At 73.6% G+C, this 25971-nt stretch carries 2 protein-coding genes; both read right to left on the reverse strand.

The window, feature by feature from the left end; all coding sequences use genetic code 11:
- Positions 1 to 15: 15 nt before the first annotated feature.
- Positions 16 to 18411: a type I polyketide synthase gene (locus ACP4J0_RS19960; protein ID WP_426600024.1), complete on the reverse strand. Its 18396-nt coding sequence runs from the start codon at positions 18409 to 18411 to the stop codon at positions 16 to 18.
- The coding region (locus ACP4J0_RS19965; RefSeq protein ID WP_426600025.1) for a type I polyketide synthase at positions 18408 to 25971 on the reverse strand (7564 nt) is incomplete at its 5' end. The genes ACP4J0_RS19965 and ACP4J0_RS19960, both read right to left, overlap by 4 nt.

Consider the following 25971-nt stretch of genomic DNA (forward strand, 5'->3'; position numbering starts at 1 on the left):
GAGCTGTCCCGGTGTTCACTGGCCGGGACCGCCCAGCTCTCGATTGATGAAGTCGAACAGTTCGTTGTCGTCGGCGTTCGCGATGAGCCGGCCCTGCTCGGACTGGCCGCCTCGGTCGGCGAGCGCTGCGGCCATCTTCTGGACTCGTCGCAGCACCTCGTTCTTGGCGGCCTCGTCGATGCCGTCGTCCGCCGCAACGGCCGAGAGCACCTCTTCCAGCCGGTCGAGCTCGGCCAGCGCGGACTCGGCCTGGTCGGCGTCCGCGCCGAACATCTCCGTCCGCAGGTGGTCACGGAGCGCCAGCAGGGTCGGGTGGTCGTACGTGAGCGTCGCCGGCAGCGTCAGCCCGGTCACCGCGACGAGCCGGTTGCGCAGCTCGACCGCGGCGAGGGAGTCGAAACCGAGGTCGACGAGCGCCTTGGTCGGCGAAAGGACCTCGGCCGAGCTGTGGCCGAGCGCCTCGGCCACCTGCTCCTGCACCAACTCCAGTAGTGCGGCGTCGCGTTCGTCGCCGTTCAGAGCGTCCAGGCGTGCCCGGGCCCGGGACCGGCCGTTTGGCTGGGCGACCCGGTCCCCCGCGGCGGCCACCGGGAAAGCCGCCCGGTACTCGGGCAGGTCACTGATGACCGTGCACTTGGCGGTGCCCGCGGTCGCCTTGATGAACCGGTTCCAGTCCACGTGCGTCATGGCGATGTAGGTCTCGTCGTGATCCAGTGCTCGCCGCAGTCCGGCCAGCGACTGGCCGGGATCCATCGGGTGCAGGCCCCGACGGCTTGCCCGGTCGGTCGCACCGGTGTCGTCGGCCATGCCTCCGCCCGCCAGCAGGCCCCAGCCGATCGTCGTGGCCGGCAGAGCGCGCGCCCGCCGGTGGTGGGCCAGGGCGTTCAGGAAGGCGTTCCCTGCCGCGTAGTGCGACTGGCCGGGTGAGCCGATGAGGCCGGCGGCCGAGGAGAACAGCACGAAGGCCGAGAGGTCCAGGTCCTGGGTCAGCTCGTGGAGGTTCCACGCTCCCTCCACCTTGGGCCGCAGCACGTTGTTCAGCCTGTCGAGAGTCAGCTCGGTGACGACGCCGTCGTTGGCAACTCCCGCGCTGTGGAACACGGCGGTCAGCGGCAGGTCGTGGGGAAGGTTCGCGAGCAAGGCCTTCACCTCGCCCCGGTCGGCGACGTCGCAGGCGGCGATGGTCACCGCGGCCCCCAGGGCGGTGAGGTCGGCTTCCAGCTCGACGGCGCCCGGCGCTTCGCGGCCCCGGCGGGAAGTGAGCACGAGGTGCGGCGCGCCCTGTTCGGCCAGCCAGCGCGCGGTGCGGGCGCCCAGGCCGGTGAGGCCGCCGGTGACCAGCACGCTGCCCGACGGCCGCCAGTTCCGACGCGGCGGTTGGTCCGGGTCGGCGCGGACCAGTCGGCCGCCCAGAACGGCGCCGTCCCGCAGTGCTGCCTGCTCCCCGGTACCGCCGTCGCCCAGCAGGCGGATCAGCCCGGCCGCCGAGGCGTCGTCGAGGGTGACCGGCAGGTCGACCAGACCGCCCCAGCGGTCGGGACGCTCCAGTGCGAGGGTCCGTCCGAAACCCCACAGCAGTGCCTGGTCGGGATGGTCGAGCCCGTCGCCGGGGACGACGTTCACCGCGCCCCGGGTGAGGCACCACAGGGGTGCGTCGATCTCGCGGTCCTCCAGTGCCTGGACCAGACTCACCGTGGCGGCCAGGCCGACCGGCACACCCGGATGTCCCGGGACGCGGGACTGCTCCAGCGCCAGCAACGAGACCACCCCGGCGAGCGGCGGCTCGCCGAGCCGGGCCGCCAGCGCGGCCCGATCCAGCTGGTGCTCGCCGACCGCCAGGACACGGACGCCGGCGCCGGCGGCTGTCATCGCCGCTTCGATCGGCGCGGCCCAGGCGCCGTCGCGGTGACCGGCGGGCACCACCAGCAACCAGGTGCCGGTGAGCGTGGCCTCGGTCCGGGTCGGCACGGGTCGCCAGCCCAGCCGGTACCGCCAGCTGTCCACCACCGTCTTCTCGCGCCGGTCGATGCGCCACCGGGTCAGTGCGGGGAGCACGGCGCCGAGGCCGTCCCGTTCCTCGGTGTCCAGCTCGGCGCTGAGCGCGTCGAGGTCGCCCTGTTCCACCAAGTTCCAGAACCGGCTGTCCACGGCGTCCGGGCCGGCTGTCGTCGTGCCCGGTGTCTCCGGCGTGTCCGGCCAGTAGCGCGTGTGCTGGAACGCGTACGTCGGCAGCGGGGTCCGTCCCGCGCCGGCCGCGGGGAAGAGGGCCGGCCAGTCGACCTGGACCCCGGCGGCGAACAGGGCGCCCAGTGCGGCGAGTACGGATTCGGTCTCGGGACGGCCTCGCCGGAGGCCGGGCACGGCGACGACATCCCCACCGGGCACGCATGCGCGGACCAGACCGGTCAGGGTCGCGTCCGGCCCCAGCTCCAGGAAGCGGGTCACCCCGTCGGCCCCGAGGCCGGAGACCGTGTCGGCGAACCGCACCGCGTTCCGGACGTGCTGGACCCAGTACTCGGGTGTGGCCACGTCGCTGCCGGTCATCGGTATCCGCGGCGGCTTGAATTCCAGACCGTCGAGCGCGGCCCGGAATTCCGCGAGCATGGGGTCCATGAGCGGGGAGTGGAACGCGTGGCTGACGGCCAGCTGCTTGGTGCGGTGTCCGGCGTCGCGGAGGCGTTGTCCAAGCTCGCCGACGGCTGGCTCGGAGCCGGAGACGACCACCGACTGGGGGGTGTTGACCGCGGCGATCGACACCTCGGCGCCTTGCGCGGCCACGAGCGGCGCCACCACGTCCTCGCCGGCGTCGACGGACATCATGGTCCCGCCCGGCGCGAGCCCCTGCATGAGGCGGGCCCGCGCGGTGACCAAGGCGCAGGCGTCGGTCAGCGACAGTACGCCCGACACGTGGGCGGCGCTGATCTCGCCGACGGAGTGGCCGGTGACGAAGTCGGGCCGGACGCCCCAGGACTCGAACAGCCGGAAGAGGGCCACTTCGATCGCGAACAGCGCGGGCTGGGCGAACTCGGTGGTGTTCAGCCGCGCGTCGTCCTCGTCGAAGACCATGTCCCGCAGTGCCGGATCCAGAGCCGCGCACACCTCGTCGAACGCCGCCGCGAAAACGGGGTGGTCCCGGTGGAGTTCACGGCCCATCCCACCTCGTTGCGACCCCTGCCCCGTGAAGACGACGGCCAGACCACCGCTGCCTGCCACACCGGTGGCCTCCGCGCCGGGTGCGGCGGTGCCGTCGGCGAACGCCGCGAGCCGCTCGCGCAGTTGCTCGCGGTCGGCGGCGAGCACTACCGCCCTGTGATCGTGCACCGCGCGGTCGGTCACCAGGGACCGCGCGACGTCGGCCGGTGTCAGTTCGGGGCGGTCGGTCAGGTGGGCGTGGAGGCGCGCCGCCTGGGCGTGCAGGGCGGCCGGTCCCCGGGCCGACAACACCACCGGCTGCATACGCCGGTTTGCGGGGCCCTCGTCCGGGACCGGCGCCGTGGGCGGTGTGGGGAGGTCCTCGGGCGGTTCTTCCAGGATGATGTGCGCGTTGGTTCCACTGAGGCTGAAGGCGGACACGCCCGCCCGCCGGGGACGGCCCTGTTCGGTCCAGTCACGGGCCCGGTCCAGCAGCGCCACCCCTCCGGAGGACCAGTCGACCTCGGGGGACGGGGTCTCGGCGTGGAGCGTCCGGGGCAGCAGGCCGTGCCGCATCGCCATGATCATCTTGATGGTTCCGGCGGCGCCGGCGGCGGCCTGGGAATGCCCGATGTTCGATTTGATCGAGCCCAGCCAGAGCGGGGTGTCGGACTCGCGTGCGCGTCCGTAGGTGGCCAACAGGGCCTGCGCCTCGATGGGATCGCCGAGCCGGGTTCCGGTGCCGTGTCCCTCCACCACGTCGACCTCGCTCGCCGACAGGCCGGCATTGGCCAGCGCGGCGCGGATGACCCGTTGCTGCGACGGGCCGCTGGGCGCGGTGAGGCCGTTGGAGGCGCCGTCCTGGTTGACCGCCGAGCCGGCCAGCACGGCCAGTACGCGATGGTCGTTGCGGCGGGCCTCGGAGAGTCGCTCCAGCACGAGCAGACCCACGCCCTCGGCCCAGCCGGTGCCGTCCGCTCCGGCGCCGAAGGCCCGGCACCGACCGTCCGGGGACAAGCCCCGCTGCCGCGCCATCTCCACGAACATGTTGGGGGTGGCCATCGTGGCGACCCCGCCGGCCAGCGCCAGCGAGCACTCGCCGGAGCGCAGCGCCTGGGCAGCCAGGTGCATGGCCACGAGGGAGGACGAGCACGCCGTGTCGATGGAGACGGACGGCCCCTCGAATCCGAACTCGTAGGACAACCGCCCGGAGATGATGCTGGCCGCGTTGCCGGTCAGCACCCGGCCGCCGAAGTCGCCGGAGTCGCGGGCCAGCAGTGCGGGGTAGTCGCTTCCGTTCGCACCCACGAACACCCCGACCGGGCCGCCGCGCAGGGCGGAGGGGACGATGCCGGCGTTCTCGAACGACTCCCAGGCCGTCTCCAGCAGCAAGCGCTGCTGCGGGTCGATGGCGATGGCCTCGCGCGGCGAGATGCCGAAGAAGTCGGAGTCGAACTCGGCCAGGCGGTCGAGGAATCCGCCCGCCCGGGCGTACGTCGTGCCGACCCGGTCGGGGTCAGGGTCGTAGAGGCCCGGCAGATCCCAGCCGCGGTCGACCGGGAAGCCGGTGATCCCCTCGCGGCCCTCGGCCACCAGCCTCCACAGTTCGTCCGGCGAGTTCGCCTCGCCCGGATACCGGCAGGCCATGCCGACGATCACGATCGGGTCGTCACCGGCCGCGGTGGCGGGCCCGGCCGGAGTGACGTCGGCGGTGTCGGCCTCGTCACCCACCAGCTCGGACCTGACGAATGCCGCCAGTGCCTCAGGGGTGGGGTGGTCGAACACCAGCGTCGCCGGCAGGCGCAGTCCGGTGGCCGTGTTGAGGCGGTTGCGCAGTTCGACCGCGGTGAGCGAGTCGAACCCGACCTCGTGGAAGGCGCGGGTCATGTCGACCGATGCGCCGCTCGGGTGGCCGAGCACGGCGGCGATCTGCTCGCGCACCAGTTCACCGACGGCCTTCACCTGGTCGGCCACGGGGGAACCGGCCAGTCGCGCCGCCTCCAGCCTCGCCGCCGACGCTGTTGCCGCGCGCCGGGCCGGACGCCGCACCAGGCCGCGCAGCAGGGCGGGCACCGTGCCGGCCGACCGCACAGCGGACAGGTCGAGGCGGGCGGCCATCACGTTCGGGCGACCCATATCGACCGCCGTGGCCAGCGACTCAAGGCCCTGGGCGGTCGCCATCGGCAGCATCCCGCCCCGCCCCATGCGCGCCACGTCGGTCTCGCTGAGGTTCTCGGTCATACCGCTGCCCGTGCCCCACCAGCCCCAGCTGATCGAGACCGCGGGGAGGCCCTGCCGGTGTCGCTCGACGGCCAGCGCGTCGAGGAAGGCGTTGGCAGCGGCGTAGTTGGCCTGGCCGGGTGCTCCGAAGGCCGTGGCGGAGGAGGAGAACAGCACGAACGCGGAGAGGTCCAGCTCCCGGGTCAGTTGGTGCAGGTTCCAGGCACCGTCGACCTTGGGGGCCAGTACCGCGTCGACCCGGTCGGTGGTCAGGGAGTCGAACACGCCGTCGTCCAGCACTCCGGCGCAGTGCAGCACCGCGGTGAGCGGGAACTCGGGCTCCACCGAGCGCACCAGGGCCGCTATCTGCTCGCCGTCGGCGACGTCGCAGGCGACGACGCGCACCGCGGCGCCGAGCTCCGCCAGTTCGGCGGCGAGCCGGACGGTCCGGGCAGAGTCGTCGCCCTGGCGGGAGGTCAGCAACACATGCCGTACGTCGTGGTCGGTGACGAGGTACCGGGCCACGTGCCCGGCGAGCGTTCCCGAGGCACCGGTGATCAGTACGGTTCCGGCCGACCACGAGGTGGCCTGCGCGGTGTCGGCGGGTGCCGCGCGGGCCAGCCGCGGGGCCCGGAGCACACCGTCGCGCACCGACACCTCCGGCTCACCCGATTCCACGGCCGCGTGCAGCGCGGCGGCGGTGGTCGCGTCGGCGCCACCCTCCACGAGGACGATGCGATCGGGGTTCTCCGACTGCGCCGAGCGCAGCAGGCCCCGCACGGTCGCGCCGGTCAGGCTGTCGTTCGTCACCACCACCAGCCGCGAGGACTGCCAGGCGGGACCGGCCAGCCACGTCTGCACCGAGCGCAGCACGCTGTTCACCGCCGCGTGGACGCCGGCGGTGACGGCGGGCCCCTCCCCCGGTACCGACATCGCGACGAGGGCCGGGACCTCGGCCGCCTCTTCCCAGCCGGACACCAGCTCCGCGAGCTGGTGCGGGCCGTCGAGCACGGTGACCTCGGAGCGGGGGGCGATGTCGTCGACCCGGCCGCACTCGACCCGGCTGATCTCGAACAGGGAGTCGTCGCGGGATGCGGCCGCCCGGAGCTGGTCGGCGGAGACCGAGCGTGAGGACAGTGCCGCCACGCTGAAGACGGGAGCGCCGGCGTCGTCGAAGGCGTCCAGGGCGACCGTGTCGGTGGACACCGGCCGGACCCGGATGCGCAGCGCGGTGGCGCCCGAAGCGTACAGCCGCGCTCCGGTCCAGGAGAACGGCACCAGACCCTGGGGGGTGTCGGAGGTGAGGGCCCGGAGCACGCCGCCGTGCAGACCGGCATCCAGCAGCGCCGGGTGCACGCCGTAACGCTCGGCGTCGGCCCCGCCCGGCGGCAGCGCCACCTCGGCGTAGAGCTCCGCACCGCGCCGCCAGCAGGCCACCAGCCCCTGGAACGTCGGCCCGTAGTCGTGGCCCGCCTCGGCGAACAGATCGTACGCGCCGGCGACGTCGACGACGTCGGCTCCCCGCGGCGGCCATTCGGTGAGCGGATCGGGTTCCGGCGTGCTTCCCGTGCCGGACACGGTTCCGGTGGCGTGCCGTGTCCAGGCGGTGTCGTCGGCGTCGCCGTCGGGGCGTGCGGAGATCGTGATCTTCCGGTGGCCCTCCTCGTCGGCGCCTTCCACCAGGATCTGCAGCGCGATTGAGCCCGCCGCGGTGATCAGCAGGGGCGACTCGATCGTCAGCTCGTCGAGCACGGTGCAGCCGACCTGCTCGGCCGCCCGCAGGGCCACGTCCACGAAGGCGGTGCCGGGGAGCAGGGCCTGCTCGAACAGCACGTGCTCCGCCAGCCATGGCTGGGTCCGCGGTGCCAGCCGGCCGGTCAGCAGCACGGCCTCGCCGCCGGCGACCTCCACGCCGGCCAACAGCAGTGGATGGTCGAGCGGGTCGAGACCCACCGCGGCGAGATCGGCCGCCGGTTCGGGGATGTCGAGCCAGTACCGCTGGTGCTGGAACGGGTACGTCGGAAGCGGGGTGTGCCGAGCTCCGGTGCCGTCGAACAGGGCCGGCCAGTCGACCTCCACTCCGGCGGCGAACAGGGTGCCGAGTGCGGTGAGCGCCGTGCCGGCTTCGTCGCGGTGCCGACGCATGCTGGGGACCGCGACGACGTCCGGCTCGACGAGGCACTCACGGATCGCGCCGGTCAACGGCGCGTCGGGGCCGATCTCGAGGAACCGGGTGATGCCGGCGCCGTGCAATTCGGACACCGTGTCGGCGAACCGCACCGTGTCCCGCACGTGCCGCACCCAGTACTCCGGGTCCGTCACCTCCTCGCCGCCCGCCATCGGGATGCGGGGCGGCTGGAATGCCAGGCCGTGGACCAGGGCGCGGAACTCGTCGAGCATCGGGGCCATGAGCGGCGAATGAAACGCGTGGCTGACGACGAGCTGTTTCGTACGGTGTCCGGACTCGGTCAGGCGCCGCACGATCTCGGTGACGGCCGGCTCGAGCCCCGAGAGCACCACCGAACCGGGGGTGTTGACCGCCGCGATCGACACCGATTCGGCGTACTGCGCGACCAGCGGGGCGACCACCTGCTCGCCGGCGGTCACCGAGACCATCACACCGCCCGGGTCGAGCCGCGCCATCAGCCGGCCCCGCTCCGACACCAGCCGGCACGCGTCCGGCAGCGACAGCACGCCGGCGACGTGCGCAGCCGCGATCTCGCCCACCGAATGACCGGTGAGGAAGTCCGGCCGGACACCCCAGGACTCGAAGAGCCGGAACAGCGCGACCTCGACGGCGAAGAGCGCCGGCTGGGCGACCTCCGTGGCGTCGAGCCGGTTCTCCCCGTCGCCGAGGACGGCCTCCCGGACGGCGGGATCCAGCTGATCGCACACCTGGTCGAACGCGGCCGCGAAGACCGGGAACTGCCGGTGCAGTTCGGCACCCATGCCCGGGTGCTGGGCGCCCTGACCGGTGAACACCATCGCCAGCGGGCCTCGCCGGGCCACATCGGCGACGGTTCCGGTTCCGTCGTCCCCGTGCGCGTACTCCGCCAGCCGCTCCAGGGCCTGCGCGCGGTCGGAGGCGAGCAGTACCGCTCGGTGATCGTGGCCGGCCCGTTCGGCCACGAGGGAGTAGGCGATGTCCGCCAACGCCGCGTCGGGCCGGTCGCGCAGGGAGGATTCCAGTCGCTCCGCCTGGTGCCGCAGTGCCTCGGGCCCGCGAGCCGTCAGCACGAGCGGCCACACCGGCAGGCCGGCCGCGGGAGACGGGGCCGGGGCGGTGAACTCGGCCGGAGGCTCTTCCAGGATGATGTGTGCGTTGGTCCCGCTGACGCCGAAGGAGGACACTCCCGCCCGGCGGGGGCGGCCACGGTCCGGCCACTCCCGTGCCCTTTCGAGCAGGGCGATCGCGCCCGACGACCAGTCGACCTGCGGCGACGGGGTGTCCGCGAAAAGGGTCTTGGGCATGATCCCGTGCCGCATCGCCATGATCATCTTGATCGTGCCGGCGATACCCGCCGCCGCCTGCGTGTGGCCGATGTTCGACTTGATCGACCCCAGCCAGAGCGGCGCGTCCTCGGCGTGCTCGCGGCCGTAGGTGGCCAGCAACGCCTGGGCCTCGATCGGATCGCCCAGCCGGGTCCCCGTGCCGTGTCCCTCGACGACGTCCACGTCGGAGGCGGACAACCCGGCGCCGGCCAGGGCCTGGCGGATCACCCGTTGCTGGGAGGGACCGTTGGGGGCGGTCAGCCCGTTCGACGCGCCGTCCTGGTTCAGCGCCGAGCCGGCCAGCAGTGCCAGCACCTGGTGTCCGTTGCGCCGCGCGTCGGACAGCCGCTCCAGCACCACCAGGCCCGCGCCTTCGGACCAGCCGGTGCCGTCCGCGTCCGCGCCGTACGCCCGGCACCGGCCGTCCGCGGCGTTCGCGCGCAGCCGGCTGTACTCCACGAACAAGTCGGGCGTCGCCATCACCGTCACGCCGCCGGCCAGCGCGAGCGAGCACTCGCCCGACCGCAGCGTCTGCGCCGCCAGGTGCATGCTGACCAGCGATGACGAGCAGGCCGTGTCCACGGTCACTGCCGGGCCCTCGAAGCCGAACTCGTAGGCGACCCGGCCCGACGCGATACTGCCGGCGCTTCCGTTGCCCAGGTAGCCCTCGAGTTCCTCGGGCTTGGTGTGCAGCCGCGAGCCGTAGTCGTGGTACATCAGCCCGACGAACACGCCGGTCGGTCCGCCGCGCAGCGAGGTGGGATCGATGCCCGCGTTCTCGAGGGACTCCCAGGCCGTTTCGAGCAGCAGCCGCTGCTGCGGGTCGATCGTGATCGCCTCGCGCGGTGAGATGCCGAAGAACTCGGGGTCGAACTGGTCGGCGTCGTGCAGGAAGCCACCCTCACGGGTGTAGGTGGTCCCGGGGTGGTCGGGGTCCGGGTGGTAGAGGTCGGCGAGGTTCCAGCCCCGGTCGGTGGGGAAGGCGCCGATGACGTCCCGCCCCTCGGCGACGAGGTCCCAGAGCTCGTCGGGCGAACCGACCCCGCCTGGGAAGCGGCAGGCCATGCCCACGATCGCGATCGGGTCGTCTCCGGACCCGGCCTCGGCCGTGCTGACGGCCGGCCGGGCCGGGGCGGCCGTCTCGCCGCCGATCTCGCCCCGCACGAACTCGATCAGGGCGGCCGGGGAGGGGTAGTCGAAGATCAGTGTGGCCGGCAACCGCAGCCCGGTGGCCGTGTTGAGCCGGTTGCGCAGTTCCACCGCGGTCAGTGAGTCGAACCCCAGAGCGGTGAAGGGCTGCCGGTCGTCGACGGCGGCGCTCGAGGAGTGCCCGAGCACGGCCGCGGCATGGGTGCGCACCAGCTCGGCGACGGCCTGGTCACGCTCGGCCGGTTCCAGCGCCGCCAGGCCCTCGCGGAGTCCGGCCCCGTCCGCCGGGTGGAGTTCGGCGACCCGCCGCGCCGGACGGCGCACCAGCCCGCGCAGCAGTCCCGGGACCGTGGCCGCGCCGGACAGGCCGGCGAGGTCGAACGGGGCGGCGATGACCCGGCCCTGCCGGCGGCAAGCCGCGTCGAAGAGGGTGAGGCCGAAGTCGTTGTCCACCGGGCGGATGCCGGTGCGGGCCATCCGGGCCCGGTCCTGGGTTCCGAGGTGGCTGCCCATGCCACTGGCCTCGGCCCACCACCCCCAGGCGATGGACACCGCCGGCAGGCCGAGCCTCCGGCGGTGCTCGGCCAGCTCGTCGCAGAACCCGTTGGCCGCCGCGTAGTTCGCCTGGCCGGCGGTGCCGAACGCCGACGCGGCCGAGGAGAACAGCACGAAGGCCGACAGCTCGGCGTCCTGGGTGGCCTCGTGCAGGTGCCAGGCACCGTCCACCTTGGGCCGCAGCACCGCGTCGACCCGGTCGGGGGTCAGTGAACCCACGGTCGCGTCGTCGAGCACACCCGCGCAGTGCACCACGGCGCTGAGCGGGAACTCCGGTGGCACCGAGCCGACGAGGTCCGTCACGTCGTGGCGGACGGCGAGGTCGCACGCGACGATCCGCACCGAGGCACCCGCCTCGGTCAGCCGCTCGACCAGCTCGTCGGCACCGGGGGCGGCCGGGCCCCGCCGCGAGACCAGGAGCAGCCGTCGCACCCCGCACTCGGTCACGAGATGCTCGGCCACCAACCCGGCCAGCACGCCGGACGCCCCGGTGAGCAGCACGGTCCCCGTGCCCCACACCGAAGACGGCTCGTCCGGCACGTGCCCGGCGGGCTCCGGGAGTGCCTCCGCGGCGACCCTGTTCAGGCGGGGCGACCACAGCCGTCCGTCGCGAACCGACACCTCCGGCTCGCCCGAGGCGACCGCGGCGCGGGCGAGCGCCTCCACCGGCCGCGCCCTGGCCGGCTCCGGACCGGCGAGCGCCTGCTCCACGAGAACCATCCGGTCCGGGTTCTCCGACTGCGCGGAGCGCACCAGGCCACCGACCGCGGCACCCACGAGTCCGCCGTCGGTCACCACGACCAGCCGCGATCGCTCCCACCGGCTGTCGGTGAACCAGTCCTGAAGCACCCGCAACGTGCCGTTCACCGCGGTGTGCACCGAGTCGACCGTCGACTCGAGTGCCCGGCCGCCGGGGACGCGCAGCACCACCAGCTCGGGCAGCGGCGCGCCACCGTCCACCGCCGAGCCGAGCGCGGCCAGGTCGGGGTGGAGCCACGCACCGACCGTGTGCTCGTCCTCCGCCGGCGCGGTCCGCGTCGGACCGGACGGCACCACCCAGCCGATCGGCTCTTCGGCGCCCGCCCCCGAACCGGCCTCGGCCGGTCCACACGGCACCCACCCGAGCTCGAACAGCGCGTCGGCGTGTGCGGTGCCGGCGTCGCGCAGCTGCTCGGCGGAAACCTCCCGGGCGACCAGCGAGTCGATCCTCAACACCGGGCGACCGGTGGTGTCGAAGCCGTCCACCGACCACGAGGAAGGCCCCGTCGGGGAGAACACGAGCCGCAGTGCCGAGGCGCCCGAGGCGAGCAGTCGCACCCCGGACCACAGGAACGGCGCCTGCACGCCGGGGTTGTCCGGCTCGGCCCCCTGCGAGCCGAGCCGGTCGATGGCCAGGCTGTGCTGGCCCGTGTCCATCAGGGCCGGGTGCAGGCCGAAACGCACCGCGTCGGCCGCGAGTCCCTCGGGCAGCTCCGCCTCGGCGAAGACCTGGTCACCCGTCCGCCAGGCCCGGCGCAGCCCGGTGAAGGCGGAGCCGTAGTGGTACCCGAGCGCGGCGAGCCGCTCGTACGATCCGGCGACGTCCAGTTCGGTTGCCCCGGCCGGCGGCCAGGTCGCGTCGGCCGGCCACGGTGCCGGCTCCGGATGGTCGCCGGGCACCGCGCTGCCCCGCGCGTGCCGCGTCCACGTGGCGCCCACGGCCTCGCCGGGTTCCGCCGGCTGGGAGAAGACCTCCACGGTGCGGCAGCCGTCACCGTCGGGGGCCCCGACGAGCACCTGGACCAGTACGTCGTGCCCGCTCGGAAGCATCAGCGGCGCCTCGATGGTCAGCTCCTCCAGCCCGCCGAGGCCCGCCTCGTCGGCTGCGCGGATCGCCAGCTCGAGGAACGCCGTACCGGGCAGCAGAGGCCGGCCGAAGAGCGCGTGGTCGACGAGCCACGGGTGGGCGTGCAGCGAGAGCCGGCTGGTGAACAGCAGGCCTGCGTCACCCGCCAGAGTCATCTTCGCCCCGAGCAGCGGGTGATCGACCTGTTCGAGGCCGACGGCTGACAGGTCGCCGGGCGCGGACGCCGACGCCGTCGGCCAGTAGCGCTGCCGCTGGAAGGCGTAGGTCGGCAGGTCGACCCGCCGCGCCCCGGTACCGGCGAAGGTCGCGGACCAGTCCACGGTGAGCCCGGCCCGCCACGCGGCGGCCATCGACCGCAGGAACATGTCCGGGTCGCTCTCGCCGCGGCGGAGGGTCGCCAGCACGGTCGCCCCGACGCCGCGCTCGTCGGCGGTCTCCTCGATCGCGGGACCCAGCAGCGGGTGCGGGGCCACCTCGAGCAGCACGCGGTACCCGTCGGCCAGCAGCACGGCGGCGGTGTCGTGGAACCGTACCGGCTGCACGAGGTTGGTGAACCAGTACCGGCCGTCGAGTTCGTCGCCCTGCACCCGGCGGGCGAACGTCGTGGAGTAGTACGGCACCGAGGCGGTGGCCGGGCGGATGCCGGTCAGGAGCGCGAGGAGTTCGTCCTCGACCACCGCCATGTCCGGGGAGTGCGTCGGGTAGTCCATCGGGACGGGGCGCGCGCGGACACCGGCGGCCTCGTACTCGGCGCGCAGCGCGGCGATGCGGTCGAGCGGGCCGGTCACGACGACCGATCGCGGACCGTTGATCGCGCTGACGTGTACGCCGTTCAGCTGTGCGACCCGGTCGCACACCTGCTCGGCCGGCAGCCCGACCCAGAGCGTGGCGTACCCAGTCACCCGGCCGGACACGCGCGCCCGCGCGGTCAGGACCCGGGCCGCGTCGGCGAGGGTGAGGATGCCGGCGATGTGCGCGGCCGCGACCTCTCCCACGGAGTGCGCGATGATCGCGGAGGGCACCACGCACCGGGAGATCCACAACCGGGCGAGCGAGACCATGACCGCGAACAGCATCGGCTGGATCTGCTCGGCGTGGTCGAAGTCCGCGCCGTCCGCGCCGTCCGCGCCGTCCGCGCCGGCCAGGAGATCGCGCAGAGTGCGGCCGTGCCAGTCCACGTACGGCGCGAGCGCCGCCTCGCACTCCTCCATGGAGGCGGCGAAGACCGGCGAGGTGTCCCAAAGCCGCAGGGCCATCCCGGCGTACTGCCCGCCCTGCCCCGGGAACACGAACACCGGGTCGGTGTCGCCGGAGCCGACGGGCCCGGTGACCGGGGTGGTGCCGGCCACCAGGTCGTCCAGCCCGGACAGGAGTCCGGCGAGGTCGGCGCCGAGCACGACGGCCCGGTGGTCCAGCGAGGAGCGAGTGCCGGCCAGGGAGAACGCCACGTCGGCCAGCTCCGCCGGGCCGGTGGCGCCGGAGGCCAGGAGGTGCTCGCGCAGCCGCACCGCCTGATCGCGCAGCGCGGCTTCGCCGCGACCGCTGAGCAGCAGCGGCAGCACCTGCGGCGCGTGGGGCCGATCCGCCGGTCCGGCCTCGGGTTCGGGGTCCGGAGCCTGCTCCACGACGACGTGCGCGTTGGTCCCGCTCGCCCCGAACGACGACACCGCTGCCCGTCGGGGACGCCCGGTCGTCGGCCACGGCCTGGCGTCGCCTAGCAGCCGGACCGTTCCGCTCTCCCAGTCGACGTGCTCCGAGGGCCGGTCCACGTGCAGGGTCTTCGGCAGCACACCGTGCCGGATCGCCATGATCATCTTGATGACGCTGCCGACGCCGGCCGCTGCCTGGGAGTGGCCGATGTTGGACTTGAGCGAGCCCAGCCAGAGGGGCTCGCCCTCCCCTCGGTGCCGGCCGTACACGCCCTGCAGAGCCTTGATCTCGATCGGGTCGCCGAGCACCGTGCCGGTGCCGTGCCCGTCCACCGCGTCCACCTCGTCGGGGCGCACGCCGGCGTTGGCCAGTGCCTGGCGGACGACCCGCTGCTGGGCGAGGCCGTTGGGCGCGGTGAGGCCGTTGGACGCACCGTCCTGGTTGATCGCCGAGCCACGAAGGACGGCCAGTACGGAGTGGCCGTTGCGGCGGGCGTCGGAGAGCCGCTCCAGCACCAGCAGGCCGGCGCCCTCGGCGAAACCCGTCCCGTCGGCATCCGCGCCGAACGCCTTGCAGCGGCCGTCGGCGGACAGTCCCTGCTTGTCGAACTCCTGCAGGTCGACCGGGGTCGCCATGACGGTGGCACCGCCGGCCAGTGCCAGCGCGCACTCCCCGGAACGCAGGGCCTGCGCGGCCAGGTGCATCGCCACCAGCGAGGAGGAGCAGGCCGTGTCGACCGTCAACGCCGGCCCCTCCAGGCCGAACTGGTAGGAGAGCCGCCCGGCGAGCACCGCGGCGGAGGTGCCGGTGAGCAGGTAACCGTCGGCCAGCTCGGCGCTGCCGCGGAGCAGGTCCGCGTAGTCCTGGTCGCTGGTGCCGGCGAAGACACCGGTCTGGCTGCCCCGCAGCGACTTCGGGTCGATCCCGGCCCGCTCCAGCGCCTCCCAGGTCAGTTCCAGCAGCAGCCGCTGCTGTGGGTCCATCGAGGCTGCCTCGCGCGGCGAGATCCCGAAGAACCGCGCGTCGAACTGCGCCACGTCGTCGAGGAAGCCGCCGCCGCGCACGTGGGTGGCGCCCTGTCGCGTCGCATCCGGATGCAACAGGGTGTCGAGGTCCCAGCCCCGGTCGGTCGGCAGTCCCGAGACCGCGTCGCGCCCGCCGTCCACCAGCTCCCACAGCTGCTCCGGCGAGCCGACCCCACCCGGGTAGCGGCAGGCCATGCCCACCACGACGATCGGGTCGTCGGCGAGCGCTGCGCGAGGGACGGCCGTGCCGGATTCCTCGTCGGCCGCGTCGGTCACCAGCCGGAGCAGATACGAGGCGAGGGCCGCGGGGGTGGGGTAGTCGAAGGCGACGGTGCCGGCCAGTTCGAGATCGAGCGCCGCGTTCAGCCGGTCCCGCAGTTCCACCGCCGCGAGCGAGCTGAAGCCCAGGTCCTGGAAGGTGCTTTCGAGGTCGACGTCGGCCGGCGAGTCGAGGCCCAGTACAACGGCGACCGAGGTCCGCAGCAGATCGTTCACGACGCGCCGCTGGTCCACGACGGCCAGCACGTCCGTGACCCGGGCGTCGGTGCCCGGTTCAGGCGTGGCGGCCGACGGCGGGCCCGAGGGGGCCGGGGCTGCGGAGCCGTCGCGCGGCAGCCAGTGCCGGTGCCGCCGGAAGGCGTAGGTCGGCAGGTCGACCCGCCGGCCATGGCCGGGGAACAGCGCCGCCCAGCCGACCTCGCCGCCGCCGGTGAAGAGGCGGCCGGCCGCGTCCAGCAGGGCGACGGCCTCGGGCCGATCACGGCGGGAGGCGGCCACCGCCGTCACCCGCCGGCCGGCGGGCAGGCATTCCCGGACCATGGCCGAGAGCATCGCGTCCGGTCCCAGCTCCAGGAAGCGGGTGACGCCACGCTCGTGCAGGGTGGCCACGGCGTCGGCGAACCGCACCTGCTCGCGTGCCTGACGGACCCAGTACTCCGGCTCGCCGAGCGTGGCCGCGTCGGCGGGGGCACCGGTGAGGGTGGACACCACCGGGATGTCGGGCGCGCCGAAGGCGAGTCCGGCGACTACGGCCCGGAAGTCGTCGAGCACCGGGTCCATCAGCGGCGAGTGGAACGCGTGGCTGGTCGTCAGCCGGCGGGTCCGGTACCCGTCCGCGGCCAACTGGGCCACGACCTCCGCCACCGGTTCCCGCGCTCCGGACAGCACGACCGAGTCGGGGCTGTTCACCGCGGCCACGGACACCCCGTCGGCGGCGGCGACCAGCGGGGCCACCACATCCGGGGCGGCGTTCACCGCGACCATGGCACCGCCGTCGGGCAGCGCCTGCATCAAGCGGCCGCGCGCCACGACCATGCGACCGGCGTCGGCGAGGGACAGCACGCCGGCCACGTGGGCGGCGCTTATCTCGCCGATCGAGTGACCGGCCACGAAGTCGGGGCGGATGCCCCAGGATTGGACGAGACGGAACAGCGCGACCTCGAAGGCGAACAGCGCCGGCTGGGCGAATTCGGTGCGGTCCAGCAGCGGACCGTCCTCCCGCATCAGCTCGCGCAGCGATCGGCCCAGCAGTTCGTCGACCACTGCGCAGACCTCGTCAAGGGCCGCGTCGAACACCGGGTACCGCGCCGACAGTTCTCGTCCCATTCCGGCGCGCTGGGCCCCCTGGCCGGTGAAGACCATCGCCAGTCGGCCTTCCCTCGCCCGGTCGACGTGCACCGCGGGACTGTCCGTACCGGCGGCCAGCGCGGACAGGCCGGCCAGCAGTGCCGCCCGGTCCTCGGCGACCACCACGGCACGGTCGGCCAGCGCGGCGCGGGTGGTGACGAGGCTTCGTCCGACGTCGGACGGCTCCAGCTCGGGGTGGCGTTCGACGAAGGAGCGCAGCTCCTCGGCCTGGCCGCGCAGCGCGGCGGCGCCCCGGGCAGTCACCACGAACGGCCATGGACCGGTTCGGGCCCGTCCCGTCTGCTCGGGCGGGGCCTCGGCCGGGGCGTCGGGAGCCTGCTCCAGGACGACGTGCGCGTTGGTCCCGCTGATTCCGAACGACGACACCGCGACACGCCGGGGGCGGCCCCGGTCGGGCCACTGCCGCTGGTCGGTGAGCAGCCGGACCGTCCCCGCCGACCAGTCCACGTGTGAGGTCGGCCGCTGGGCGTGCAGCGTCCTGGGCAGCTCCCCGTGGCGCATGGCCATGACCATCTTGATCACGCCGCCGACGCCGGCCGCCGCCTGCGAGTGTCCGATGTTCGACTTCAGCGATCCGATCCACAACGGCGTGTCCGCCGTTCGCTCCCGGCCGTAGGTGTCCAGCAGGGCGCGGGCCTCGATCGGGTCGCCGAGCCTGGTGCCGGTGCCGTGCGCCTCGACGGCGTCGATGTCGGTCGAGGCCACACCGGCGTTGGCCAGCGCGGCCCGGATCACCTGCCGCTGGGCCGCGCCGTTCGGCGCGGTGAGGCCGTTGGAGGCGCCGTCCTGGTTGAGGGCGGAGCCGGTCACCAGGGCCAGCACCTGGTGACCGTTGCGCCGGGCGTCGGACAGCCGCTCGACCACGAGCACGCCGACGCCTTCCGCCCAGCCCATGCCGTCGGCCTCGTCGCCGAAGGCCTTGCACCGGCCGTCCGGGGCGATTCCGCGCTGCCGCGCGAACTCGATCAGCGAAGCCGGGCCCGACATGATCGTCGCCCCGCCGACCAGGGCGAGCGAGCACTCCTGGGAGCGCAGCGCCTGGGCGGCCAGGTGCAGCGCGACGAGCGAGGAGGAGCACGCCGTGTCCACGGTGACCGCGGGCCCCTGCAGACCGAACGCGTAGGACAGCCGTCCGGAGACGACGCTGGCGATGTTGCCGGTCAGTACGTAGCCCTCGTACGCCGGCGGCACGGTGCGCAGCGAGATGTTGTCCTGGTAGCTGACGCCGACGTACACGCCGGTCTGGCTTCCCCGTAGCGCGTCGGCGCTGATGCCGGCGCGTTCGAAGGCCTCCCACGAGGTTTCCAGGAGCAGCCGTTGATGCGGGTCCATCACGGTTGCCTCCCGAGGGGGGATGGCGAAGAACTCGTGGTCGAACTGGTCCGGCGAGCGCAGGAAGCCGCCGCCCCGGGAGTACGTCCTGCCCACCTTCTGGGGATCGGGGTCGTACAGTTCGCCCAGGTTCCAGCCGCGGTCCGTCGGGTAGCCGGACACCGCGTCGGTGCCGTCGGCCACCAGCTGCCACAGGGCTTCGGGGCTGTCGGCGTCGCCGGGGTAGCGGCAGGCCATGCCGACGATGGCGATCGGCTCCCGGCTCTGCGCCTCGACGTCGCCGAGCCGTTGCCGGATGCGCTCGTTCTCCTTCAGTGCGTTGCGCAGCGCGTCAACGAGCTCGTTGGTGGACGGGGTGGTCATGAGGTCGGCCCCTCCGCTCGGTCGCTCGCGTCGGCTTGGCCGTATGCGGCGCGTATGAGATCAGCCATGTCCATCGAGTCGATCGCGCTCGTGGACCCGGTGCTGTCGGTCGTCGGCTCGCCCCGGGAAGCGGTGTCGGCCAGCCGGAGCAAGGCGTCCACCAGCCCGGCCTGCCTCAGCGAGGCGATCGGAATACGGTCGATGATCTTCTTCAGCCCTGCGTCGTCGACGCCCTCACCGGCCTCGTTCCCGGGGGGCCCGGTGTCCTCGCCGAACAGCTCGGCGTACACCAGCTCCGCGACCGAGGCGGGGGTCGGGTAGTCGAAGATCAGCGTGGCGGGCAGTTGCAAGCCGGTCGCTACGCCGAGGCGGTTCCGCAAACGCAACGCGGTGAGCGAGTCGAAACCGGCCTCCTGGAAACTGCGCCCCGACTCGACCGAGCTGCCGTCGGCATGCCCGAGCACGGCCGCCACCGTGGCCCGGACGAGGTCGGTGATCGCATACGTCCGCTCGGTGGCGGGCAGGCCGGCGAGCCGCTCGCGCACACCGGTGTCGGCCGCTCCGTCCGCCGGCCCGTCGGGGTCGTCCCCCCTCGCCCCGGTCAGCTCGGTGAGGAGCGGCATCGATCGGGTGCCGACGAGTTCGGTGGCGAACGAGGACCACTCGACGTCCACCACGACCACGGCCGTCTCGTCGCGGTCGACCACCTGGTCCATGGCCCGGACGGCGTCGCGGGGGTCCATCGCGCGCAGGCCGCGGGCCGCCAGCCGGTCCTCCACTCCGTCGTAGTCGGCGATCCCCGGGCCCTGCCACAGTCCCCAGGCGATGGAGGTCCCGGTCAGGCCGAGAGCCCTGCGGTGCGCGGCCAGTGCGTCCAACGAGCTGTTCGCGGCGGCGTAGTTGGCCTGGCCTGCCGGACCGACCGTGCCGACGAACGACGAGAACAGGATGAAGTCGACGAGGTCGCGGTCCTGCGTCAGCTCGTGCAAGTGCCATGCGGCGGCCACCTTCGGGCGGAACACCCGCTCGAAGCGTTCCGGGGTGAGCCGGTCGATGACGCCGTCGTCGAGCACGCCCGCGGTGTGCACGACGGTGGTCAGCGGATGTTCGGCCGGCCAGTTGGCCAGCAGGTCGGCGAGCTGCGCCCGATCGCCCACGTCGCAGGCGACCACCGACACCGAGGCACCCTGTTCGGTCAGCTCGGCGGCCAGCTCGGCGGCGCCGGGGGCGGCCGGGCCGCGACGGCCGGCAAGGACCAGGTGTCGCGCGCCGCGCCGGACGAGCCAACGCGCCGCCTCCGCTCCGAGTGCGCCGGTGCCGCCGGTGACCAGAGCGCTGCGTTCGAGCGGCTGCTTCGTCGGGAGCGCGGGTGCGGTGACCCGGGTCAGCCGGCGGCAGAACACCGCGCCGCCTCGCAGCGCCAGCTCACTCTCGCCGTCTCCGAGCGCGCCGGCCAGCGCCGCCAGGTCCGCTTGGCCGACCTCGCGCGGCAGATCGAGGACGCCGCCCCACGACAGGGGTTGCTCCAGCCCCGCATGCCTGGCGAAGCCCCACAGCGCGGCCTGCCGTGCCTGGGTGACGGCGTCTCCCGGCCGGACGGCGACCGCGTCCTGGGTCACGCACCAGATCGGGGCCGACAGGCCGAGCTCACTCACCGTCCGCACCAACGCGAGCGTGCCGCTCAGGCCGGCCGGCACGGATACGGCGTCGGTGTCCTCCGCCGTGTCCAACGCCAGCAGCGACAGGATGCCCCCGGCCGGTTCGCCGCGCAGCGCCGTGACGAGCTCGTGGCGGAGCGCCTCGGGATCCGCGGACCGGGGGACGTCGACCCGGCTGACCCGAGCCCCTCGGGCGCTCAGCGCCGCGACGGCCTGCGCGAGCCACACCGGCTCGGCGACGTCCGCCGGCACCACGATCAGCCAGCGGCCGGTGAGCGGCCGGTCCGGTGCTTCGGTGGGGCGCCAGGTGACGCGGTACTGCCAGCCGGCCAGCGTCGCCTGCTGCCGGCTGCGCTCACGCCACGACGACAGGGCCGGGAGCACGGTGCCCAGCGAGGACCGGCCGGCGTCGTCGGAGAGGGCGAGCGCCGTGGTCAGTCCGTCGAGGTCACCCTGGTCGACCATGTTCCAGAACCGGGTGTCGACTTCACCGCCGCGGGACGGTCGGCTGGGCGGCGTCTCGATCCAGTAATGGGTGTGCTGGAAGGCGTACGTGGGCAGTTGCCCCGGCCGCCTGCCCGACGGGAACAGGTCGGACCACCGCACGTCGACTCCGCCGACGAACGCCTCGGCGGCGTTGCGCAGGAATTCCCGTGCGCCGCCGTGGCCGCGGCGGAGCGTTCCGACCGTCGTGACCGACGTCCCCCTGGCCTCGGCGAGCTCCTGTACCGAATTGACGAGTACCGGGTGCGCGCCCACTTCGTGGAACGATCGATGCCCGTCGCCGAGCAGCTGGTCGACCACCTCCGCGAAACGCACCGTCTCGCGCAGGTTCCGGTACCAGTAGTCGGCATCGAGCTTCCGGCCGTCGAGCACCGAGCCGGTCACCGTCGAGTAGAACGGCACCGTGCCGGGCGAGCACTCGACCGCGCCCAGCGTGTCGGCCAGCTCGGCCCGGACGACCTCCACCTCCGCCGAGTGCGACCCGTAGTTGATCGGGACGCGCCGGACCCGCGCTCCCTCCGACTCCCAGACCGACAGCAGTCGGTCGAGTTCGGCGGTGGCCCCGGAGACGACCGTGGACATCGGACCGTTCACCGCGGCGACGCCGAGCGCGGGACAACCGGCCAGGCGTTCGCGCACCTCGTCCGCCGATCGGTTCACCCAGCCCATGCCACCTCGCGTCGCCAGACGCCGGAGCACCCGGGAGCGCAGGGCCACGACGCGCGCGCCTTCGGTCAGCGACAACGCCTCCGCCGCCACGGCGGCGGCGAACTCGCCCTGGGAGTGCCCGACGACAGCCGAGGGGCGGACGCCGAGTGATGCCCACAGCCGGGACAACGAGACCCCGACCGCGAACAGTGCCGGCTGGACGACGTCGTCCCGGTCGAGGCTCGGCGCACCCGGCACCCCGGCGAGCACGTCCCGCAGCGAGTACCCGTCCCAGTCGACCCACGGTGCCAACGCCTCGTCGCAGGTCCGCATCAGCTCCGCGAACGTCGGACTGCTCTCGCACAGCTCGATGCCCATCCCGAGCCACTGGCCCCCCTGCCCGGGGAACACGAAGACCGGGCCGTCGTGGTCGGCGTCACCGGATCCCGCCACCACCAGGGCCGAGTTCTCCGACTGGCCCGCCGCGATCGCGTCCAGGCCGGCCAGGAGTTCCTGCCGGTTCTCCGCGATCACCACGGCTCGGTGGGAGTGCGTGGCCCCGCCGTTGGTCAGTGCCGCGCCGAAATCGGCCACGCCGGTGTCCGGTGAGTCTGCCAGCGCGGCCCGCAGCCGGGTCGCCTGGCCGGCCAACGCCGCCGGTCCGCGGCCCGACACCGGGAAGGCGGAGACTCCGAGCCGCGTCACGGCGTCCGCCTGCCCGGCCGCCGGCTGCTCCGGCGCCTGCTCGAGGACGACGTGCGCGTTCGTGCCACTGATGCCGAAGGAGGAGACGCCGGCGCGGCGGGGACGGCCGGTCCTGGGCCAGTCGCGGTTCCGGTCGAGCAGAGCGACGGATCCTTGGGACCAGTCGATGAACGGCGAGGGCTCCTCGGCGTGCAACGTCTGCGGCAGGATGCCGTGACGCATCGCCATGACCATCTTGATGACGCCGCCGACCCCGGCGGCTGCCTGGGTGTGCCCGATGTTCGACTTCAGCGATCCCAGCCACAGCGGGGCTTCGCGGTCCTGGCCGTAGGTGGCCAGCAGCGCCTGGGCCTCGATCGGGTCGCCGAGCTTCGTGCCGGTGCCGTGTCCTTCGACCACGTCGACGTCCGACGTGGACAGGCCGGCCGAGGCCAGCGCTTGGCGGATCACCCGCTGCTGCGAGGGACCGTTCGGGGCGGTCAGGCCGTTCGACGCGCCGTCGGAGTTCACCGAGGAGCCCTTGAGCACCGCGAGTACCTGGTGACCCTGCCGGCGTGCGTCCGACAACCGCTCGAGCACCACGAGGCCGACGCCTTCGGCCCAGCCGGTGCCGTCCGCGCCCGCGCCGAACGCGCGGCACCGCCCGTCCGGGGACAGGGCTCGCTGGTGACCCAGGTCGACGAACGTCATCGGGGTGGACATCACCGTGACCCCGCCGGCCAGCGCGAGCGAGCACTCGCCCGCCCGCAGTGCCTGGGCGGCCAGGTGGAGCGTCACCAGTGACGACGAGCACGCGGTGTCGACCGAGACGGCGGGCCCCTCCAGGCCGAACTGGTACGCCACCCGCCCCGAGAGCACGCTGCCCGCGCTGCCGGTCAGGACCGCTCCGCTGAGCTGGTCCGGAACCAGGTCCACGGCCGGCGCGTAGTCGTGGTACATGACACCGGAGAACACGCCGGTCCGGCTGCCGCGCAGGGAGTCCGCGTCGATGCCCGCGCGCTCGAATGCCTCCCAGGCGACCTCCAGCAACAACCGCTGCTGCGGATCCATCGCCGTCGCCTCGCGGGGCGAGATCCCGAAGAACCCCGCATCGAACTCACCCGCATCGTGCAGAAACCCGCCACCACGCGCATACGTCGTCCCCGGATGATCCGGATCCGCGTGATACAACCCCTCCACGTCCCAGCCACGCGACTCCGGAAAACCAGTGATCCCCTCCCGGCCCTCCACCACCAGCGACCACAGATCCTCCGGAGAACCCACCCCACCCGGATAACGGCACGCCATCCCGACAATCACCACAGGATCATCGGCGTCGTTCACCGGCGAACCGGTCGTACCCGCTGTCTCACCGCTCGGGGTGAGCTCGCCGGACAGGTGGTCGGCAAGGGCCCGGGGGGTCGGGTAGTCGAACACGGCCGTGGTCCCCAAGCGCGATCCCGTGACCGCGTTGAGCCGGTTGCGCAGTTCGACGGCGGTGAGCGAGTCGAGTCCGAACTCCTTGAAGGAGCGGTCGGAACCGATCGGGTCCCGGCCGTCGTAACCGAGTACTCGCCCCGCCTCCGCGCGCACCAGCTCCAGCAGTCGCCCGGGCTGGGACGTCACGTCCTCGCCGCCGGGGCGCGGTCCGTCCGGACGTCCCGGTACGGCCGCCGGGCGAGCCGGGCGCGGCGCGCTCGTGATCAGTTCGCGGAGCAGCGGATGCACGTCCGCGCCGTCCGTGGCGGAGACGGTGTCCAGCCGCAGCGGCACGAGCAGCGGGTCGCTCCGCCGAAGAGCGGCGTCGAAGAGTGCCAGCCCCTCGGTTTCGGAGAGCGTCGCCACTCCAGAGCGTGCCATCCGATTGAGGTCGCCGACGCCGAGTCCCGCCGCCATGCCGCCCCGCTGGTCCCACAGTCCCCACGCCAGCGACGTCGCCGGGAGTCCGAGCCGGGCGCGATGGTGGGCGAGCGCGTCGAGGTAGGTGTTGGCGGCGGCGTAGTTGGCCTGACCCGCTGCGCCGATCAGGCCCGAGACGGAGGAGTAGAGCACGAACGCCGACAGCGGCATGTCCGCGGTGAGCTCGTGCAGGTTCTTCGCGGCCACCGCCTTCGCACCCATGACCGCGTCGAGGCGCTGCGGACTCAGGTCGGTGAACACGCCGTCGTCGAGCACGCCGGCCGTGTGGACCACGGCGGTGAGGGGCCGATCGGCAGGCAGCCCGCGCAGCACCGCGGCGAGCTCGGCGCGGTCGGCGACGTCGCAGGCTTCGGCTCGCACGTCCACACCGAGCTCGGTCAGCCCGGCCACCAGGGCGCGCGCCTCGGGCGTGACGGGGCCGCTCCGGCTGACCAGCAGCATGCTCGTCACTCCGTGCTCGGTGGCCAGGTGCCGCGCGAGCAGCCGGCCGAGCCGGCCGAACGCGCCGGTCAGCAGCACGGTTCCGCGCTCGGGCATCGGCTTCTCGGCGGCGGGGTGCGGGCCGGGAGCCGCGGGCAGGCGCGTGAGGCGCGGGACACTGACGCCTTCGGCGGACAGAGCCAGCTGCGGTTCCCCCGTGGCTGTCGCGGCGGCGAGCCGTCGGGCGCCCTCGCTGCCCGGTGCCACGTCGACGAGCACCACGCGGCCGGGGTGCTCGGACTGCGCGGCACGCAGCAGGCCCCAGACCGGCGCGTTGCCGAGATCAAGGCGTCCGTTGCCCCCCGTGTCGACGGCACCGGTGGTGACGACGACCAGTGGCGCGTCGGCCATCGTCTCGTCGGCCAGCCAGTCCTGTACCAGTCGCAGGATGCGGTGCGCGCCGCCGACGTCCGTGACATCGGTCGGGGGAACCACGGTGACCACCGTGGACGGCGCCGGGGCCCCCGCCGCCGTCGCGGCCCGCAGCGCGGGGAGATCCGCGTACCGGTCGAGCGGTGAGCCGTCGCCGGCCAGCTCGGCACCGAGGTCGTGCGGGTCCTCCCCCACCATCGCCCAGCGACCGGTGCCGGGGTGGGCGCCGACCTCCTTGGGCAGCCACGACAACCGGAACAGCGCCGCGTCGTTCCGTTCCGTGGACGGAGTGCGTGGAGCGTCGGGCGCGGGCCGCAGCACCAGCGAGTCGACCGACGCGACCGGGTTGCCGTCGGGGTCGGTGAGCCTGACGGCCACCGAGTCGGCGCCGGTCTTCGTGATGCGGGCCCGCAAGGCCGGCGGGGCCGCGGTGTGCACGGTGACGCCACTCCACGCGAACGGCACCAGTGTCTTGGCCGCGGTCTCGAACAGGCCTACCAGCGCGGCCTGGACGGCGGCGTCCAGGAGGGCGGGATGCAGGTCGAACACCGGACCGCCGTGGTCCGCCGACTCGCCCGGGGCGATGTCGGCGAAGACCACGCCGTCGCCGCGTCGGACGGTTCGCAGTCCTCGGAACGCCGGCCCGTAGGCGTACCCCCGGCGGGTGAGTTCCGCGTATGCGGTGGCGACGGGGATCGGCTGTGCGTCGGGACCGGCCTCGCCGTTCCAGCCGGTTCCGGACGCCGATCCGACGGGCAAGGGACCGGCGGGCGAGGTCCCGGCGGGTGGGGCGACGGTGCCTTCGGCGTGCCGGGTCCAGGTGCCGTTCCCGGCCGTGCCTCCGGCTCGGGACAGCACGCGCAGCGCACGGCGACCGGTGCCGTCCGGGGCGTCGATCACCACCTGGAGTCGGGTGTCGCCGTGTTCCGGCACGACCAGGGGGGAGCGCACGACGAGCTCTTCCACCGGGCCGGCGCCGGTTCGCTGCGCGGCGTGCAGGGCCAGGGCCAGAAACGCGGTTCCGGGAAGGATCGGGGTGCCAAGCACCACGTGGTCGGCCAACCACGGTTGCTGCTGCAGGGACAGCCGGCCGGTCAGTACGAGCGCACCCTCATCGCCCAGCGGCATCTCGGCGCGCAGGAAGGGGTGGTCGACCGGCTCCAGGCCCACGGCGGCGAGGTCGGTGTCCGGGAGGGCGGCGGGTTGCAGCCAGTAGTGTCGGCGTTGGAAGGCGTAGGTGGGCAGTTCGGTGTGGCGGGCACCGGTCCCGGCGAACAACTCCGCCCAGTCGACC

Origin of the sequence: Streptomyces sp. WG7 (assembly GCF_049975785.1) — a bacterium.
Taxonomy (GTDB): Bacteria; Actinomycetota; Actinomycetes; order Streptomycetales; family Streptomycetaceae; genus Streptomyces.

Bases quoted from the DNA above. Each gene is read 5' to 3' on its own strand.
- ACP4J0_RS19960 (WP_426600024.1), bottom strand. From the start codon at position 18,411: ATGACCACCCCGTCCACCAACGAGCTCGTTGACGCGCTGCGCAACGCA.